The sequence below is a fragment of the Moraxella canis genome (assembly GCF_002014965.1).
GTDB classification, from domain to species: domain Bacteria; phylum Pseudomonadota; class Gammaproteobacteria; order Pseudomonadales; family Moraxellaceae; genus Moraxella; species Moraxella canis.
Window position 1 is genome coordinate 66,267 of record NZ_MUXT01000008.1, and the last position, 16,585, is coordinate 82,851.

General features: G+C 45.8%; 15 protein-coding genes. 8 read left to right on the forward strand and 7 right to left on the reverse strand.

What is annotated here, in order from left to right; all coding sequences use genetic code 11:
• Nucleotides 1–235: 235 nt before the first annotated feature.
• From nth to B0180_RS06440, 3 genes are all read right to left on the reverse strand, one after another.
• The gene (gene nth / locus B0180_RS06430; protein ID WP_078256461.1) at nt 236–889 is read right to left on the reverse strand and encodes an endonuclease III; all 654 of its coding nucleotides are present in this window, start codon (nt 887–889) and stop codon (nt 236–238) included.
• Nucleotides 890–1,044: 155 nt separating this feature from the next.
• Complete coding sequence (locus B0180_RS06435) at nt 1,045–1,413, reverse strand: DUF6636 domain-containing protein (protein ID WP_078256183.1); 369 nt, start codon at nt 1,411–1,413, stop codon at nt 1,045–1,047.
• A gap of 52 nt (nt 1,414–1,465) precedes the next feature.
• A complete protein-coding gene (locus tag B0180_RS06440; protein WP_078256184.1) occupies nt 1,466–3,838 on the reverse strand; it encodes an ATP-binding protein in 2,373 nt (790 codons plus the stop codon).
• 215 nt (nt 3,839–4,053) lie between these two features.
• Between B0180_RS06440 and rsmG the strand changes: the two genes are divergently transcribed.
• The 8 genes from rsmG (at nt 4,054) to B0180_RS06480 (ending at nt 11,048) form a co-directional block, all read left to right on the forward strand.
• The gene (gene rsmG / locus B0180_RS06445) at nt 4,054–4,731 is read left to right on the forward strand and encodes a 16S rRNA (guanine(527)-N(7))-methyltransferase RsmG (protein WP_078256186.1); all 678 of its coding nucleotides are present in this window, start codon (nt 4,054–4,056) and stop codon (nt 4,729–4,731) included.
• Between the two features lie 40 nt (nt 4,732–4,771).
• Nucleotides 4,772–5,548 (forward strand): ParA family protein, encoded by a 777-nt coding sequence (locus B0180_RS06450; RefSeq protein ID WP_049235894.1) that lies wholly within the window; start codon nt 4,772–4,774, stop codon nt 5,546–5,548.
• A 15-nt stretch (nt 5,549–5,563) separates the two neighbouring features.
• Nucleotides 5,564–6,043: a hypothetical protein gene (locus tag B0180_RS10275; protein WP_233424946.1), complete on the forward strand. Its 480-nt coding sequence runs from the start codon at nt 5,564–5,566 to the stop codon at nt 6,041–6,043.
• A 68-nt stretch (nt 6,044–6,111) separates the two neighbouring features.
• Nucleotides 6,112–7,209, forward strand: coding sequence for a ParB/RepB/Spo0J family partition protein (locus tag B0180_RS06460; protein WP_078256187.1), 1,098 nt, complete (start codon nt 6,112–6,114; stop codon nt 7,207–7,209).
• 30 nt (nt 7,210–7,239) lie between these two features.
• A complete protein-coding gene (gene lpxK, locus B0180_RS06465) occupies nt 7,240–8,277 on the forward strand; it encodes a tetraacyldisaccharide 4'-kinase (RefSeq protein WP_078256188.1) in 1,038 nt (345 codons plus the stop codon).
• Between the two features lie 27 nt (nt 8,278–8,304).
• Complete coding sequence (locus B0180_RS06470; protein ID WP_078256189.1) at nt 8,305–9,264, forward strand: bile acid:sodium symporter family protein; 960 nt, start codon at nt 8,305–8,307, stop codon at nt 9,262–9,264.
• Nucleotides 9,265–9,279: 15 nt separating this feature from the next.
• A complete protein-coding gene (gene kdsB, locus B0180_RS06475; RefSeq protein ID WP_078256190.1) occupies nt 9,280–10,041 on the forward strand; it encodes a 3-deoxy-manno-octulosonate cytidylyltransferase in 762 nt (253 codons plus the stop codon).
• A 14-nt stretch (nt 10,042–10,055) separates the two neighbouring features.
• The gene (locus B0180_RS06480; RefSeq protein WP_078256191.1) at nt 10,056–11,048 is read left to right on the forward strand and encodes a DNA polymerase III subunit delta'; all 993 of its coding nucleotides are present in this window, start codon (nt 10,056–10,058) and stop codon (nt 11,046–11,048) included.
• Between the two features lie 207 nt (nt 11,049–11,255).
• Here the strand turns inward: B0180_RS06480 and B0180_RS06485 are convergent, their stop codons facing one another.
• The 4 genes from B0180_RS06485 to B0180_RS06500 all read right to left on the reverse strand — a co-directional run bounded on the left by B0180_RS06485 (nt 11,256) and on the right by B0180_RS06500 (nt 16,469).
• A complete protein-coding gene (locus tag B0180_RS06485) occupies nt 11,256–12,464 on the reverse strand; it encodes an alpha-hydroxy acid oxidase (RefSeq protein ID WP_049235901.1) in 1,209 nt (402 codons plus the stop codon).
• Between the two features lie 156 nt (nt 12,465–12,620).
• Entirely contained in the window at nt 12,621–14,375 is a 1,755-nt protein-coding gene (locus B0180_RS06490; protein ID WP_078256192.1) for an L-lactate permease, read from the reverse strand.
• 276 nt (nt 14,376–14,651) lie between these two features.
• A complete protein-coding gene (locus B0180_RS06495) occupies nt 14,652–15,506 on the reverse strand; it encodes an exodeoxyribonuclease III (RefSeq protein ID WP_078256462.1) in 855 nt (284 codons plus the stop codon).
• A gap of 246 nt (nt 15,507–15,752) precedes the next feature.
• Nucleotides 15,753–16,469 (reverse strand): TetR family transcriptional regulator, encoded by a 717-nt coding sequence (locus B0180_RS06500; RefSeq protein WP_078256193.1) that lies wholly within the window; start codon nt 16,467–16,469, stop codon nt 15,753–15,755.
• Nucleotides 16,470–16,585 lie beyond the last annotated feature (116 nt).

The following is a 16,585-nucleotide window of genomic DNA, read 5'->3' on the forward strand; positions in this document are numbered from 1 at the left end:
AGATGAGCGAAATTGACTTTTTATAAACAATAAAAATAATACCAATGATAATTATTATCATTAATGGCGTATAATAGCCAAATTAAAGCATGATTGCAATAGGTAATTTTACAAATTTAACTCAAATTTACTGCGTGAAAAAACCGTAAGCGTCCATCCTGCAATAATGATGACGAATATAGGCATTATAAAAATGTAAGGGTGTGGTTGTACGATCAATGCTGATAAGGGCGGTTTAGCCCAAATCCTTAACAGCCCACTTTTGCTTGTCTTTGAACATGCACTCATCAAAAACGACACACGATCCGCATTTTGGGGCACGTGCCATGCAAGTATAGCGACCATGTAAGATCAAATAATGGTGCGCATCAACCAAAAATTCTGAAGGAATGCGCTTCATCAAGGCTTTTTCAACAGCGAGCACGGTTTTGCCTGTGGCAAGACCTGTGCGATTGCCCACACGAAAAATATGCGTATCTACCGCCATGACAGGCTCACCAAAAGCCGTATTGAGGACCACATTGGCGGTCTTTCTGCCGACGCCTGCCAAGGCTTCAAGCTCTGCGCGGGTGCGAGGGACTTGACCTTCATGCTGATCGATGAGAGCTTGACAAGTTTTGATGACATTGGCAGCTTTTGAATTATATAGCCCAATCGAGCTGATGTAGCTTTTTAGACCATCTAAACCTAAATCTAAAATGGCTTGAGGGGTGTTGGCAACTTTAAAGAGTTTGTCTGTGGCGATATTCACGCTTTTATCGGTCGCCTGTGCTGATAGCATGACTGCAATGAGTAGCTCAAATTCAGAAGAATAATTGAGCTCGGTCACTGGCTCATTGATGTGCTGCGAGAGTTTTTGAAAAAAAGCCAAGCGCTTGTCAGCATTCATCGGGCGAGAAGGCGGTGTATCAGCTGTTTTGGTGATCGCCAGTTTGGTCTTGGGGCGTACGGCTTTGGGTTTGGTTGTCATGGTTCTAAGGTTTAGAGTTATTTTAACTATTAATTTAATAAACTGAGTAAAATTGGTCGCTAAAAAATAAGTGCTTAAAACATGATCTGTTTTGAACGACTAATTTTGAAACCTTTTTTAAGACGATTCACACAATACATACCCGTTTGCTGACTGGTGCAAGTCCACCCTTGACCACGAATGCTGTTACCATAGCCTAAGGTGGTGATATAGCCGTCATAACCACCATCGGCAGCACATGTTCTGTAGGCGGATGGGGCATAAGCTTCGATGATATAAGCGCAGCCGTCATTACCTGTTTGGGTTTGGTGAATAAAACAGGCGACCATATCGTCGTGCGCTTCGCAGTAGATGTTGCCTGATGGGCTCTCAAAGGCGGTTGATTGTGCAAAAGCACTGATCGGCAATAGTGCCGCTAAAATCAATGAGCTTAATAATCTCATGAGCAGTTTAACCTATGATCAATTGCTGAAGTTTTGGGAGTGATAGGCAGCCTTACTTTTTGTCTGATTTGTCGTCTTTGTCATCATGAGCCCAACTTTCAAGGCGCTTAATGATCTTGCCAAATAAAGTATTACGCTTATATTCACCATGCTTGTTTTTGTCATCGATGGGTATGCCCGATAAAAGGGCGAGTGCATCGGTGATGTGATCGATGGCATAAATATGAAACTGACCATCTGTAACCGCTTGTACGATGTCATCACGCAGCATCAGCTGGTCGATATTAGCGCGCGGCAATATCACGCCTTGGCTGCCATCTAGACCTTTATCGCGGCAAGCATCAAAAAATCCAGCGATTTTGGCATTGACACCGCCGACCGCCTGAGCTTGACCAAGCTGATTCATGGAGCCGGTGATGGCAAGATTTTGGGCGATGGGTACTTTGGCTAAGGCAGACAGTAGGGCGCAAGCTTCGGCTAGGGTGGCGCTATCACCATCTATTTGACCATAGCTTTGTTCAAATGCCAATGACGCACTAAAGTTAAGCTCATGAAATTCACTGAACAATGATCGTAAAAAGCTTGACATGATCAGCATACCTTTGGCGTGCAAGCTACCGCCAAGCTCGACATCGCGCTCAATATCCAAAATCTCGCCATGACCGAAATTGGGCTGAATCAAGGCGGTCAGGCGTGCAGGCAGTCCAAATTCGCTGTCGGCATAGCTGATGACGGTGAGTGCGTTGATTTGTCCAACCGCCCAACCTTTGGTGCAGATGATTTGTTGACCGTTTAAAATTTCTTGCCAATACAGGTCTTTTAGATAGCTTGTGCGTTCGGTGATGTCATCAAGCGCGGTTTGCACATGTTTGGCGGTGACGGTTTTGTCATTTTGAAGGGCAGCAATGCGCGCAGATTCCACGATCAAGCCTGCCAATCGGTCAGCGTGCAAATCCAGCTTATTTTTGTCGTCGCTAAGTTCGGATAATTTATCAATTATCACCGCAAACGCTGTATTATCAAAGGCTGGCAGTTGATACGCTTTGATCATATCTACCATCTTTAGCACCATGCCGTGTTCGCTTAGGTCGTCGCGCTTGATATCGTCATGAAAATCAGCACGAACTTTAAATACCGAATTAAATTCAGGTTCAAACTCCAAAAGTTCATAATACAAATCAGCTTCGCCCAACAAAATCACCTTAACATCCAGCGCCACGCTGTCAGGCTCAAGCGATAAGCTGCCTGTCAAGGTGAGCATCTGCTCTAGGCTTGAGATTTTGATTTGTTTGGACTGCAGTGCTCGTTTTAAGCCCTGCCATGCATAAGGATGTTCAAGCAGGCTTTGAGCTTCAAGCAAAAGATAGCCACCATTGGCTTTATGCAGAGCGCCAGCTCGAATCATGCTCACATCAGTCAAGACGGTGCCAAGCTCTGTGGTGTACTCAATATGCCCAAGTAAATTAAGATGCGTTGGCAAATCTTCAAACACAATTGGCGCGCCAGCTGAAGGCTTATGACTGACCAAGACATTGACCGCATATCGGCTAGGCACATCAGATAACGCTGCCGCCACAAAATTTTCATCATCTTCATTGATGATCCGCGCGACATTCTTGACCATATCATCTAGCATGGCATTTAGATGGCGCACGGCTTTTGGCTGATGATTAAAGCTTGCCAAAATGGGCTTAAACATCGGTTCAAGCACTTTTTGGGCGGTGCTTTGGTGCAGCGCTTCTAGCTGATCATGCGTGCTATCTTCAAGCTCACCAAGCTCAAGCTGTGCTTCTGAAAGCTGTTTTTGAAGTTTGCTGAGTGCTTGGGTATCGATCGGTTTTTGGTCATCTATCGCCATAAAATGCACGCGCCCATCAGCAGCCGTCTTTAGCATCAGATTATGATTTTTGGCGTCATCATTGATACTGCTAAAGCGTTCATGTTGCAGTGTGACGGTGGCGGATTTGATGACTTCGATGTGGCTTTGGTGGGTGTCACCAAGCAATTTGGCGGCAAGTTTTTTCTTGGCGTCCTGCCAAAGCTTATGCACTTTTTGCTGAAATACGCTTGCCATTCCTGCAGGAAAATCAATCGCGATCGGACGGCGCGCATCTGCAAAGTGATGGACATACACCCAGTCATTGGGCGTGGGCATCTGTTTGGCACGCTCAGTCAAAAGGCGCGTAACCAAGGTGCGTTTGCCCAGTCCATTTTCACCCACCGCGAACACATGATAGCCATTGGCGCGGATATCAAGCGCTGTGTTTAATGCCTTAATCGCACGGCTTTGACCAAATGCCAAATCAGGCTTGGGCAGGCGCGCGCGGCTAGATTTGGGCAGCTTTTTGGGATCGGTATAACGCTTTAAGTCGCAGGCTTGTAATCGGTGGTTGTTTTTTAAAATGTGATATGCGTTGTCTTTCATAAAATTGAAATCAGCTCAGCCTGCCTATCCTTTGTGCAAAACGGTAAAATGTGATGAAATGCTCAAAAAACGCAGTGGGTTGGTTAAAAAGGGTATTTTAGCAGATTAAAGCATGATAAAATAGGCTTTGCTGTGCGCAAACTTTTATTTTATGCTGCCTTGTTTGGCAGTCTTGTGTTGTTTGTTGATGTGTTAAATTTATTAAGAACGATGATATGACCCCCAAATTTTCTAAAATCTCCCACAAATCTCAAAGCTTTGCAGCTGCCATTGAGGCAGCCGCCCAATCGCTTGGATTGACTATCACTGACGAGCAGATTGTGCAGATTTTACGGTATTTAGACGGTCTTTTGTTGTGGGGTAAAGCGTACAATCTCACCGCCATCACAGATCCTGATGAGGCTTTGGTTAAGCATATTTTTGACTGTATGGCGATCGTCCCAAAATTGCCTTTTAAGACGCAGTCAAACCAATCGTTGCTTGATATTGGTACAGGCGCAGGTCTGCCGTCGGTGATCTTAGCGATTTTAAAGCCTGATTGGCACATTGATGCCCTTGACAGCAATCAAAAGAAAATCCGCTTTATACGCCAAATCACCAGTGAAATTGGCTTAAAAAATATTACACCAATTGCTTCTAGAATTGAGCACCATCATGCCCAAAAGGCGAATGCGTACGATGTGATTACTTCACGTGCATTTGCGTCACTGGCTGATTTTGTTAGCCTTGCCGAGCCGTGCTTGGCTGAGTCGGGTGTCTTATACGCGATGAAAGGCAAAGTCCCGAACGCTGAAGAGATGGCAGATTTGCAGGCTTGGCATATCGACATTGAGCCCATCTTAGTGCCCAAATTAAATGACGACAGGTGCGTGGTTTATCTCACAAAACAGTAATTTTTAATCATTTTTATGATATATTTTTGAAGGTTTTATTATGGAAGTTATTGCAATTGCCAATCAAAAAGGGGGTGTTGGCAAGACCACAACCACAGTCAATTTGGCGGCGGCGTTGGCGATGATTGCCAAAAAAAAGGTGCTGCTGATAGATTTGGATTCTCAGGGGAATGCCACCACCAGTGTCGGCTTGGATAAAAATACCTTAGAATACACGATGGCGGATGTGCTGCTTGATGGCGTGTCTCTACAAGATGCCATCTTATCTACAGATATCGGCTTGGATGTCATCGGTGCCAACCGTGATTTGGCAGGGATTGATGTGTCATTGGCTGGTGTTCCTGATGCGCCTTTTTTGCTCAAGCAAGCGATGGCAGATGCCAAGGCGGCAGGCAAGCTTGAGTATGATTATATCGTGATGGACTGCGCCCCAAGTCTTAGCATGATTACGGTCAATGCCTTTGCGGCGACTGATGGCGTCATCATCCCGATGCAGTGCGAGTATTATGCGCTTGAAGGTGTGGCGGACTTGATCGCGACGATTGATAAGCTTAAATCCATCAACGATGCTTTACACATTCGCGGCGTGGTGCGCACTTTGTTTGATTATCGCAACACATTGGCGCAAGATGTTTCTAATGAGCTTGAGCGTCATTTTGGTGATTTGGTTTATCAAACCAGTATTCCAAGAAATGTGCGTTTGGCAGAAGCACCGAGTTTTGGGCAATCGATTTTTACTTATGAAAAATCATCCAAGGGCGCGATCGCTTATCATAAACTCATGAATGAAGTGGTTGCACAGACCAAAGCCAAATAAAACGGATACATAGCCATGGCAAGAAAACGCGGACTTGGGGTCAAATACGGGTTGGATGCGCTCTTAAGCGGGACAAAAGTCGGTCGCCAAGTCGTTGATGTGATCGATGATGCCAAACTGGTGATGGCAGGTGAAGACAACTCTGCTGATCAGTCGCAGGTGGCATCAGTTACCGCTGAGCCTGATACCGCTCATGATGCTGATGTCTCAAAAGTATCTGAGTCAGCCACTCATGATACTCATGAAATTGCCTTACAAGATGATAGCGCCGATCAGCTTGATAGCTACCATCACCGCGCGGATGATAAGCTTGAGCTGGTTGATGAGTCTGTGTTGTTAGAGGCTTCTGGGCAAGCTGATCCAATACCACAAGATACCGACGAGCCCACTGGCAGCGATGATAAGGCGGTGGCAAGTGGTTTGGATAACCTGCCTGAATATCAACAAACACAGATCGCTTTGTTTTGGCAGTTTGGTTTGGCTGAGCCGCGATAATCTGATTTGGCGGATGCGCCAAAGATGAATTTTAACTGAATAATCACTAATACAGACTGGAAATTTTCATGATTAAAAAGCGTGGATTGGGTATGAATCGTGGGCTGGATGCCCTGCTAGGCAACATCTCAGCAGAGAAGAAAATCATCGCCGATGCCCAGTCTTTGGCGGCGAGTGCTACAAGTGAGCAGACCGATAATAAGTCTGATCAAGGCGTGGATCAGTCGGTATCAGAAGCCGATACTCTCATCTCTTTGGAAGAAGCGCCAAAAAAGACCCCAAAAAGCGATAAAAAATCCAAAAAAAGCAAAAAACCCAGCGATGATAACCAAGCTTTAGAGGCTGGCACGGGTGAGAAAGTTGCCCTTGTGCAAATTGCTACCAATCGTCTACAATCAGGCAAATATCAGCCACGGCGTGACATGAACGAAGAGGCGCTCAATGAGTTGTCGCTTTCTATCAAACAGCATGGCGTGATGCAGCCGATCGTGATTCGTCCGCTTTTGTCAGATGAGGACAAGTCCAGTGATACGGTGACACACGAGATCATCGCTGGCGAGCGTCGGTGGCGAGCGGCGAAACTGGCAGGGCTTGAGACCATTCCTGCCATTGAGCGTGTCTTGTCCGATGAGATCGCCATTGCCTTGGCATTGATTGAAAATATTCAGCGTGAAGATCTCAATGTCTTGGAGCAAGCGGCGGCGCTGCAGCGATTTCATACCGAATTTGGTATGAGTCATGCCATGATCGCATCTGTAGTCGGTAAGGCGCGCACGACGGTTTCCAATTTAATGCGACTCAATCATCTGCATAATCAAGTCAAACAATATATGCTAGATGGCGTGATGGACATGGGGCACGCACGCGCACTTTTATCACTATCTCAAGAGCAGCAGCCAGTCATCGCCAAGAAAATTGTTGATGGCGGTATGACTGTGCGAGATGCCGAAAGACTGGTCAAATCAATTTTAGATCCTGATCCTAAGCACACAGTTCAGCCAGACCATGAGGTGTTGGCACTGTCTCAGCAGATATCGGACGCCTTGGGTGCCAAGGTTAAGCTAAAGCAAGGCAAAGATGGCAAAGGCAGTGTGGAGATTTTCTTTTATAGTCACGATGAGCTTGGTGAGCTGATAGACAGACTGCGCCAGATGTCGAATTATTGATAATCACACAAAATAGGCAGGGCAGTCATCATGAAGAAGCTTGAGCTGATGCTTACGCAGGCGTGGCAAAACAATGCGCCTTGGCTAAAGGTCTTAACACCATTATCAGGGCTATACAGCGTGGTCACTCATGCCAGAAAGTCTTTATATGATTCAGGTAAATTCCCCATTTATCGAGCACCTGTACCTGTTCTTGTCATTGGTAATATCACCGTTGGCGGTAGTGGCAAAACGCCGCTGATCATTGCTCTAACTAAAATTTTACTTAAGCAGGGTATGAGCGTCGCTGTCATCAGCCGAGGCTATGGCGGTGATACTGCCCAAATGCCCAAACTGGTCACCCCTAGTAGCACGCCCAGCGAAGTGGGTGATGAGCCTTGTTTAATTGTCCAAAGCCTGCATTCTGGTGGCTTGCATCTGCCGATGGCGGTTGCGCCAGATCGCGGTCAAGCCATCGATTTATTATTACAAAATTTTCCTGAAACGACGCTCATCATCAGTGATGATGGTCTGCAGCATTATGCACTGCATCGTGATGAAGAATGGATCGTTGTTGATGCTGCCAGAGGTTTTGGTAATGGTAAGCTTCTGCCGCAAGGCTTTTTAAGAGAGCCCATTGACCGATTGCAAGGCGCGTTGGTGATCTACCATGATAAAGACACTGCCAGTTATCCTGATGATGCTATGACGATGAGTTTAAAGGCAGGGCGGATTGAGCCGCTTATGGGCACTGCCAAAAGCCCTGCACCATCTGGAGGTACGCGCGTTCACGCGGTCAGCGGTATCGGGTATCCTAAGCGGTTTTTTGATACTTTATCGGATAAGGGGTTTTTGGTTATTCCGCATCCTTTTGGGGATCATCATGATTTTAGGGTTGAAGACTTGGTCGATTTGACAGATTATCCCATCATTGTCACCAGTAAGGATGCGGTCAAATTGCGTCATTTGGCTGCTCAAACGACTCATGATATTTTTGATCGGATTTGGGTGCTGCCTGTGGAGGCGGTATTGTCTTGTGCGGTTTTTGAGCAGATCGATCGTTTGATTGCCAATTATCAATTAAATTAATTAGCTGTAACTATTTTAAGGGTTTGGATGTCAGTTTTTTCTGTGATTGGTCAGCAGGCGACACGATTTACCACAATCATTATTATTTTGGCGACACTGATCGCTATCATAGCTCCTGAGATTTTTTCTTGGGTTAGAGGCGATATTCAGCTGCTGCTGGTGGGTGTCGTGATGCTAGGAATGGGCATCACATTAGGTAAAAAAGACTATAAGATCCTAGCGCAGCGCCCATTGGATATTTTTATAGGATCTATGATTCAGTACACCGTGATGCCACTGCTTGCCATCGGCATTGGGCGAGGGCTTGGGCTGTCGGATGGCTTAACGCTGGGGTTGGTTTTGGTGGGGTCTTGTCCTGGTGGCGTGTCGTCGAATATCATGACATATTTGGCGCGTGGTGATGTGGCTTTTTCGGTGGGTATGACGACAGCCTCGACACTGCTTGCGCCTGTGATGACTCCACTTTGGCTCATGCTACTGATGGGTGAGACGGTGAACATGGATGCTTGGGGAATGTTCAAAGTCATGGTTTTGGTGACTTTATTTCCTGTCATATTAGGATCGATTTTAAATATGGCATTGCATAAACAGGCTTGGTTTTCAAGCCTTAAAGATGTGATGCCTGCTGTCGCTGTATTAGCTTTTGCTTGCATTGTTGGTGGAGTGGTAGGGGCGAATGTGCATCGTTTTATGGAATCGGCGTTAGTGATGTTTTTGGCTGTGGCTGCCCATAATACCGCAGGGTATGTTTTGGGATATTATGCAGCTGCGACAGCGGGTATGACCACCACAAAAAAGCGGACAGTATCGATCGAAACAGGCATCCAAAATACTGGTCTTGCCACAGGGCTTAGCGCCAAATTTTTCCCCACCAATGCGGAAGTCGCCATCGCTGCAGCAGTTGCAGTAGTATGGCATTCAATCTCAGGGACTTTGCTTGGAAATGCCTTTGGACGGTGGGATAAGCGTAAAAATACCTTAATTTAATTTGTAAGGATAGCTATGCAAAAAATTCATTTGATCATTCCAGCGCGTTATCAATCTTCTCGCCTACCAGGTAAGCCTTTATTGCGATTGCATGATCAGCCGATGATTCTGTGGACAGCAAAAAAAGCCCTAAAAGCAAGCTTTGCAGATACCATCTGTGTGGCTACCGATGATGAGCGGATTTATCAAACTTGCGCTGATGCAGACATACCTGTGGTGATGACCGACAGCGCCCATCCATCTGGAACGGATAGATTGGCTCAAGTGGCATCAGACTTAGGCTTTGGTGATGATGATATTATTGTGAATATGCAGGGCGATGAACCTTTGGTGCCGCCAGTGCTGCTTGAGCAGGTGGCGCAGCTTTTGATTGACAATCCAGATTGCGCGATGGCGACTTTATGTGAGCCAATTTATGATCAAGAAGAGTTTTTGCGCCTCTCGGTGGTCAAAGTGGTGATGGATCAGGCAAAACGCGCCTTGTATTTTAGCCGTGCGCCCATTCCGCATGACCGCGATGGCTCATCAGATGCGCCGAATAACGCATTTCGCCATTTGGGCTTGTATGCTTATCGTGTGCGTATGCTTAAGCAATTTACAAGCTGGACTCAAGGAGTGCTTGAAAAATTAGAAAATCTAGAGCAGCTTAGGGTGCTTGAAAATGGTGAGCGTATCGCCATTGATATTGCAAAAGTCGCACTGCCAGCAGGGGTGGATACGCCTCAGGATTTGGAGCGACTAAATGCCATGCCGCTGGATGAATTTTTGGCTTATTGATTGGTGTTAATTTGATGGACGCTTTGCATGAGGCTTATTTTGCGCCACTTTTGCCTTGGCAGAGGCAGGCTTGGCAGCAGCTGACAGGACAGTTTACTGAGCAGCATTTGCCGCATGGCTTACTCGCCGTAGGTCAAAAAGGCATCGGTAAGCGTGAGTTTGTTTGGCGATTTGTAGCGTATCTACTGTGTCTGCAGCGAGATCAGCATGGCGCGTGTGGTCACTGCCAGAGCTGTCAATGGCTGCGTGCTGGAACACATCCTGACTTATTGGTGTTGCCACAGGGCGCCAAATCTGGTGATTCACAGGGTGAGAGTATTAAGATTGATGATATCCGCGCGCTCCAAGAATACAGTCAAACCAAAGGACATGGGGTAAAGGTCATTGTGCTTGATGGAGCGGATACGCTGACGCTAGGCGCTGCCAACGCATTTTTAAAGACACTTGAGGAGCCTAGGGATGGCGTGTTTTTGATACTCATTACCGATCATCCGTCCAGACTTTTACCTACCATCAAAAGCCGCGTACAGACAATGCCTTTATCTTATATCGACAAAGTAGAGGCGATTGGTTATTTAAGTGACTTTATGTCACCTGAGCTATCACAGATTTTACTGGACATCAGTGATGGCGCGGTCTTGCAAGCCAAAGCATTGGCTGACGCCAACTGGTTTGATCAGCGCATACTTTGGCTAAAAACCTACGCTGCGCTACAACTATCCAAGCGTACCGCCAGCGCCGCCAGTAGCTATTGGCAAAACGCTTTGACTTTGGATGAATTCATCACTTTGTCAAGAGTCATGCTAACCGATTTGTGGCGCATGCTGTTGGGATTGCCAAGCTTGCATCAGGATATAGATGCTCAGATGCTGGTTGGTCAGGTTCAGCTTGAGGCTGCAAAACTTGACTCACTGCTAATCTGTATCAATGATGTGCAGACAGCTCATGCCCAAAATGTGCAAGAGGCTTTGGGCTTTGACCGTATTTTAATTGAGATGGCAAAATGACGGCTTCATTCATCAATACAAGCAGTGTGGGCTGATGATTAGTAATTAAAATTTAAACCGTTTGATGACGACCGATGAAGAATTTGATCATAGCAGCAAGAGAATAAAAAGGTTTTGGTTAATTATTTAAAATCAAAAGCCGAAACCTTTTTTGATAATATTTTGGCAAGTTTCATTGGCTAGGTGAAACTTGCTTTTTATCGAAAGTTACCAGCGAATTGGTGTGATATGTGGCTGATTGGCTTTGAGATGTTCATAAGTGCCCTTGACCAAAATATCAGAGTTCACCGTATTGATGTTGGTATGACCACAAAACGCCATCGTCACATCACATTCTTTATAAATGATCTCTAGCGCACGGCGTACACCGTCTTCGCCGTAAGCACCCAAGCCATACAAAAACGAACGCCCAATCATCGTACCTTTCGCCCCCAAGGCGATGGCTTTTAGAACATCTTGACCTGAGCGAATCCCACTGTCTAGCCAAACTTCGCAGTTGGGATTCTCGGCTTGAGATGCCTGCACACACTCAGTCAAAGACGCAATAGAGCTTGGCGCGCCATCAAGCTGACGACCGCCGTGGTTTGAGATCACCATCGCATCAGCACCCGAGCGAGCCGCCATAATGGCATCTTCAGGCTCCATGATGCCTTTTAGGATCAATGGGCCGCCCCACAGATCTTTGATGCGCGCCACATCATCCCAGCTTAGACCTGGGTCAAATTGCTCCGCTGTCCAAGCTGACAAGCTAGACAGATCGGACACATTTTTGGCATGACCTGCGATATTTCTGAAAGTATGACGCTTAGTGCCAAGCATGTTATAGCACCACTCAGGCTTAGTCATTAAGTTTAAGATATTTTTTAGCGTCGGTTTTGGCGGTGCTGATAGCCCGTTTTTAATGTCTTTATGACGCTGACCTAAGACTTGTAGATCCGCCGTCAAAATCAGTGCCGAACAATTGGCAGCTTTAGCACGCTTGATTAAATTTTCCATAAATTCTTTATCGCGCATGACATACAGCTGAAACCAAAACGGCTTGGTAGTATTTTCGGCGACATCTTCGATTGAGCAAATCGACATGGTAGACAGCGAAAATGGAATGCCAAATTTCTCGGCAGCGCGCGCCGCGTGAATCTCGCCATCCGCCCACATCATGCCAGTAAATCCAGTCGGTGCAATCGCCACAGGCATGGTGACATCTTGACCGATCATTTGTGTGGCAAGCGAGCGATTATCCATATCGACAAGGACGCGCTGACGCAGCTTGATGCGATCAAAGTCCGTTTCGTTATTGCGATAAGTGGTCTGTGTCCACGAGCCTGAATCTACATAATCATAAAACATGCGCGGTACTTTACGCTCAGCGATACGACGCAGATCTTCAATTTCGGTAATTTTGCTTAAATCAGCCATTCTAATTTCTCATTTAATCAAGAGTTTTTAAAAATTATTTTCAAATTTAGCAGGCTATTTTACTTGTTTTTACCCCAAATCGGCAAGTAAAAACTATCAGCAGGCAGTGATTTATTGCAAATAGCCCAAATCAATTGAGCCATTTGCTAATCCTGCTTAGGCTTTGTTGCCCACTTTGCTCATGATGAATAAAAACGCCAGTGGCCAGATGATCGCACCCACCCAGTATAGCGGATTAAAAATGATCGCCATGCCCACAAGACCAGCTTGAATCACATAATAAGTCATGGCGATCAAGGTTTTGCGAATCACATAGCCTTCGCGATTGACCAAACCCACGACCGCGCACGCTGCAACAACATTATGCACCGAGATCATATTGCCCGCTGCGCCGCCCACCGCTTGTAAGGACACGACCTTGGCGGCATCCATGACACCTAAGCCAATTTGGGTCGCAGTGCCCCATTGGAAATGTGAAAACATCATATTCGATACTGTATTTGAGCCAGCAATAAAGGCGCCCAGGCCGCCAATCCAAGGCGAGACAAGTGGCCACATCCCTTCAAAGGCTTGTGCAGCAGACGCTGCCAAAACTTTTGGCATGGCGATCATTTGTACCGCAGCGTCAGGCGCGGTGCCTGAATTGATAAATACCTGAACCATCGGAATGGAAAATAGTAAAGCAGGCGCAGCAGCAAGCATGGTTTTGCCAGATTCTGACCAGCTTTTTTTGACCATATTACCTGTCATGCCAAAAATAAAAATACACAAAATTGACACCAACAAGAGCACGCCGCCAGGGGAATATAATAGCTGTGTTTTATTCGTAATGCTAGTGCCTAGAATATTAGCAAAAATAATCGAAACTGAGTCACTGGTTAGCCACGCTTTGAGTGGTGCAATAGTGCGCGTGACGATCAAAATGACAATGATTAGTAGGTAGGGCAGAAACGCACGCACGACTGAAAATTTTGGGGCAGTCGTGCCAACTGATTCGGTGACAGTAAATTCACTGACCCATTCTTTTTCCCAGCTGTCACGCGGACCAAAGTCAAAGATTTCTTTGGGAATCAAAAAGCCACGCTTGGCAGCAGGAATGACCAATGACAAGCCAACGACGGCACCCACAATGGATGGCAGTTCAGGACCGATAAATTTGGCGGTCAAGGCATAAGGAATGGTGAATGCCAAGCCTGCAAAAATTGCAAAGGGCGCAGCTTTTAGACCTTCGGTGAATGAGCGTTTTTGACCAAAAAATAATGTCAAAAACCCGCACAATATCAGCGGAATCAAAAAGCCGACGGTACCATGAATCATGCCGACATTGCCTGAGATATTAAAAATATAAGCCGGTAAATCCATGCCGACATTTGCCAAAGCGTTGGCAACATCTTCTTTATTTTCAAGGCCTGAATTGACGCCAATCAGTAGCGGAGTGCCTACCGCACCATAAGACACAGGGGTGGACTGAATGATTAGTACTGCCATCACACACGCCATCGCAGGAAAGCCTAATGCCAATAATAAAGGCGCTGCCACTGCCGACGGCGTACCCCAGCCTGTTGAGCCTTCGATCAGACAGCCAAACAGCCAAGCAACGATGATCATTTGCACACGGCGATCTGGTGAAATGTCCATAAAGCCTTGGCGGATGGCGTTAATTGCACCGCTGTGTTTTAAGGTGTTTAAAATCAAAATGGCAGAAAAAACGATGAATAAGACATTCACCGCCGTTAATACACCGTGAATGGTCGCTGCAGCGATTTGATGACCGCTGGTATGCCAGACAAAATATGACAAAGCAGCTGTCGCAAGATAAGCCAAGCTCATCGCATATTTGGCTGGCAGACGCATCACCACCAAGAGCAAAAAAACAATCATGATTGGCAACATCGCCAAAAAAGTAAGCATGCCCACTCCTTGTTTGCATAAAATTGAGCCAAAAAAGTCGCCTGCCGAGAGATGTTCAGGCGACTTTTGGAAAGATAGATTCGTGATGATGCTTTTTAACAAGTGTCAAAACCTATGAGCGATATACAAGCAGTTGTGCGGCAAACACTTAAAGAGACACTATTAAAAACTCATGAAATCTACTAGACAAATAAAAATGCGGTATTTTACCTAAAAAATTATCTAATAGCTAGATTTTAAATTAAAATAAGAATTATTTATAAATAAATCTATGATTTATTTTATGTTTTCGTCATGTGATGATAATTGATAATCAATGATCACAGGCGCATGATCACTAAACCAAGTATCTTTATAGACCCAAGCATTCAAAGTGCGCTCTTTCCAATCAGGCGAGCAGGCGTGATAGTCGATGCGCCATCCTACATTTTTGGCACGGGCTTGACCACGATTTGACCACCAAGAATAAATGTCAGCATCTTGTCGAACCACCCTGAATGTATCCACATAGCCAAGTTCATCATAGATATGATCAAGCCAAGCCCGCTCATGTGGCAGACAGCCCGACGCTTTTTGATTACCTGACCAGTTTTTGATGTCGATGCGCTTATGCACGATATTATAATCACCGCATACGATAACGGATTTATTCTCATCTCGCCATTGTTTGAGGATGTGGCGGTATTTTTCCAAAAAAAGATCTTTTCTGGCTTGGGCATCTTCACCTGATGAGCCAGAAGGTAGGTACAACGAGGCAATGTGCACTGGATGATCGATGCCTTGGGCGGACAAATCAAACTGTGCGCTGATAAATCGTCCTTGACTGTCGGCAAGATCAAAGCCTAAGCCATCCACCACCGACACAAAAGGGAGGCGGCTATAAATGGCTGTGCCAGCATAACCTGCTTTTTGGGCAGGAAATAGATGCGTGTGCCAGCCGTCTGGGCGAAATTGATCCGTCCACTGTTCGTGAGTGATGCGTGATTCTTGGATGCACACCACATCAGCATCACTAACAGCCAACCACTCAAAAAACCCCTTTTTTTGAGCCGCGCGTAAGCCATTGACATTGATAGAAACCACGCGCAGCACATGATCGGCATTATCATAGATGGACTTGGATGGCACAATGTCATTTGGCTTGACGGTTAAAGCTTTAGAATTGGGCGTTTTTTGCGTGTTTTTGATGGCTGATGTGGTATCTTGCTTGGGTAAAGGGGTGATTGATGTCGTTTGAGTTGGTGTGATTTGAGGCTTGGTCAGGCTTTTATTAAGAATAGATTTTGGTTTATTTGGCATCTTGAGAGTATTTTGGGTCATGGTAGTGCTTAATATTAGGATTAAAAAAGGGCGAAATAATCGCCCAGATATGGCTGATTAGGTGTTGGTAGGTTCGTCTAATAAGGTTTCTTCGTTGGATTTCCAGTTGTAAGCGCCATAAAGCACCATTTGCATTTGGCGCGTGCAGCGGTGTAGCATCTGCTGTTTTTTGGCGTCTAACTCATTTTGAGAAGGGCGATCTTCTTCATCCAAAAACTCTGGCATATAAGTCAAATCCAGCCAATCAATGATCCAAGAAAAAGATAAATTAACGCCAGTTTCTGCCAATAAATAACGATCATAGCTGTTAATATGCTCAAACGCAGGCTGTAAACCCAAATCGGTCGTCATGATCTTAGCAAAAGTATCGATCTGCTCGCTGATGGCGCGTCTGACCGCTTCAGAGCCACCAAAGCGCTCACTGGCGATGAATTGCCAATAACGCGGCTGAGCATTAACCGCTTTAAAAAATAGCTGTACACTTTTGGCGATCTGACGGTCAAAGCTTCGCTTGCGTCCAAGCTGCATATGCTCACGAAGTAAAGCAAGCGCACTTCCAAGCTCATCTTCAACCAAGGCTTTGCCAAGGCTCTCCATGTCATCAAAATGGCGATAAAAAGCTGTCGGCACTACACCAACCTCACGCGTCACTTGACGCAAGCTGATTGAGCTATAGCCTTGACCGCTCATACATAGATCAAGCACGGCATTAAAGAACGCTTGGCGAGTTTGACGCTTTTTTTGCTCACGGTTGGTTGCTTTTTCGATACTCATAGTCCGTCCAGTGATAAACTTAAAAGTTTGAGTGAATGACTGTATATTATGGATAAAAACTTTGCCAGTTGCAAGTCATTCAAGAGGGCTTGCCAAAATTTTATAGCATCAATGCT

Coding starts and splice junctions, on each gene's coding strand:
- nth (WP_078256461.1), bottom strand. CDS start 889: ATGAATGCTGACAAGCGCTTGGCTTTTTTTCAAAAACTCTCGCAGCAC.
- B0180_RS06435 (WP_078256183.1), bottom strand. CDS start 1,413: ATGAGATTATTAAGCTCATTGATTTTAGCGGCACTATTGCCGATCAGT.
- B0180_RS06440 (WP_078256184.1), bottom strand. CDS start 3,838: ATGAAAGACAACGCATATCACATTTTAAAAAACAACCACCGATTACAA.
- rsmG (WP_078256186.1), top strand. CDS start 4,054: ATGACCCCCAAATTTTCTAAAATCTCCCACAAATCTCAAAGCTTTGCA.
- B0180_RS06450 (WP_049235894.1), top strand. CDS start 4,772: ATGGAAGTTATTGCAATTGCCAATCAAAAAGGGGGTGTTGGCAAGACC.
- B0180_RS10275 (WP_233424946.1), top strand. CDS start 5,564: ATGGCAAGAAAACGCGGACTTGGGGTCAAATACGGGTTGGATGCGCTC.
- B0180_RS06460 (WP_078256187.1), top strand. CDS start 6,112: ATGATTAAAAAGCGTGGATTGGGTATGAATCGTGGGCTGGATGCCCTG.
- lpxK (WP_078256188.1), top strand. CDS start 7,240: ATGAAGAAGCTTGAGCTGATGCTTACGCAGGCGTGGCAAAACAATGCG.
- B0180_RS06470 (WP_078256189.1), top strand. CDS start 8,305: ATGTCAGTTTTTTCTGTGATTGGTCAGCAGGCGACACGATTTACCACA.
- kdsB (WP_078256190.1), top strand. CDS start 9,280: ATGCAAAAAATTCATTTGATCATTCCAGCGCGTTATCAATCTTCTCGC.
- B0180_RS06480 (WP_078256191.1), top strand. CDS start 10,056: ATGGACGCTTTGCATGAGGCTTATTTTGCGCCACTTTTGCCTTGGCAG.
- B0180_RS06485 (WP_049235901.1), bottom strand. CDS start 12,464: ATGGCTGATTTAAGCAAAATTACCGAAATTGAAGATCTGCGTCGTATC.
- B0180_RS06490 (WP_078256192.1), bottom strand. CDS start 14,375: ATGCTTACTTTTTTGGCGATGTTGCCAATCATGATTGTTTTTTTGCTC.
- B0180_RS06500 (WP_078256193.1), bottom strand. CDS start 16,469: ATGAGTATCGAAAAAGCAACCAACCGTGAGCAAAAAAAGCGTCAAACT.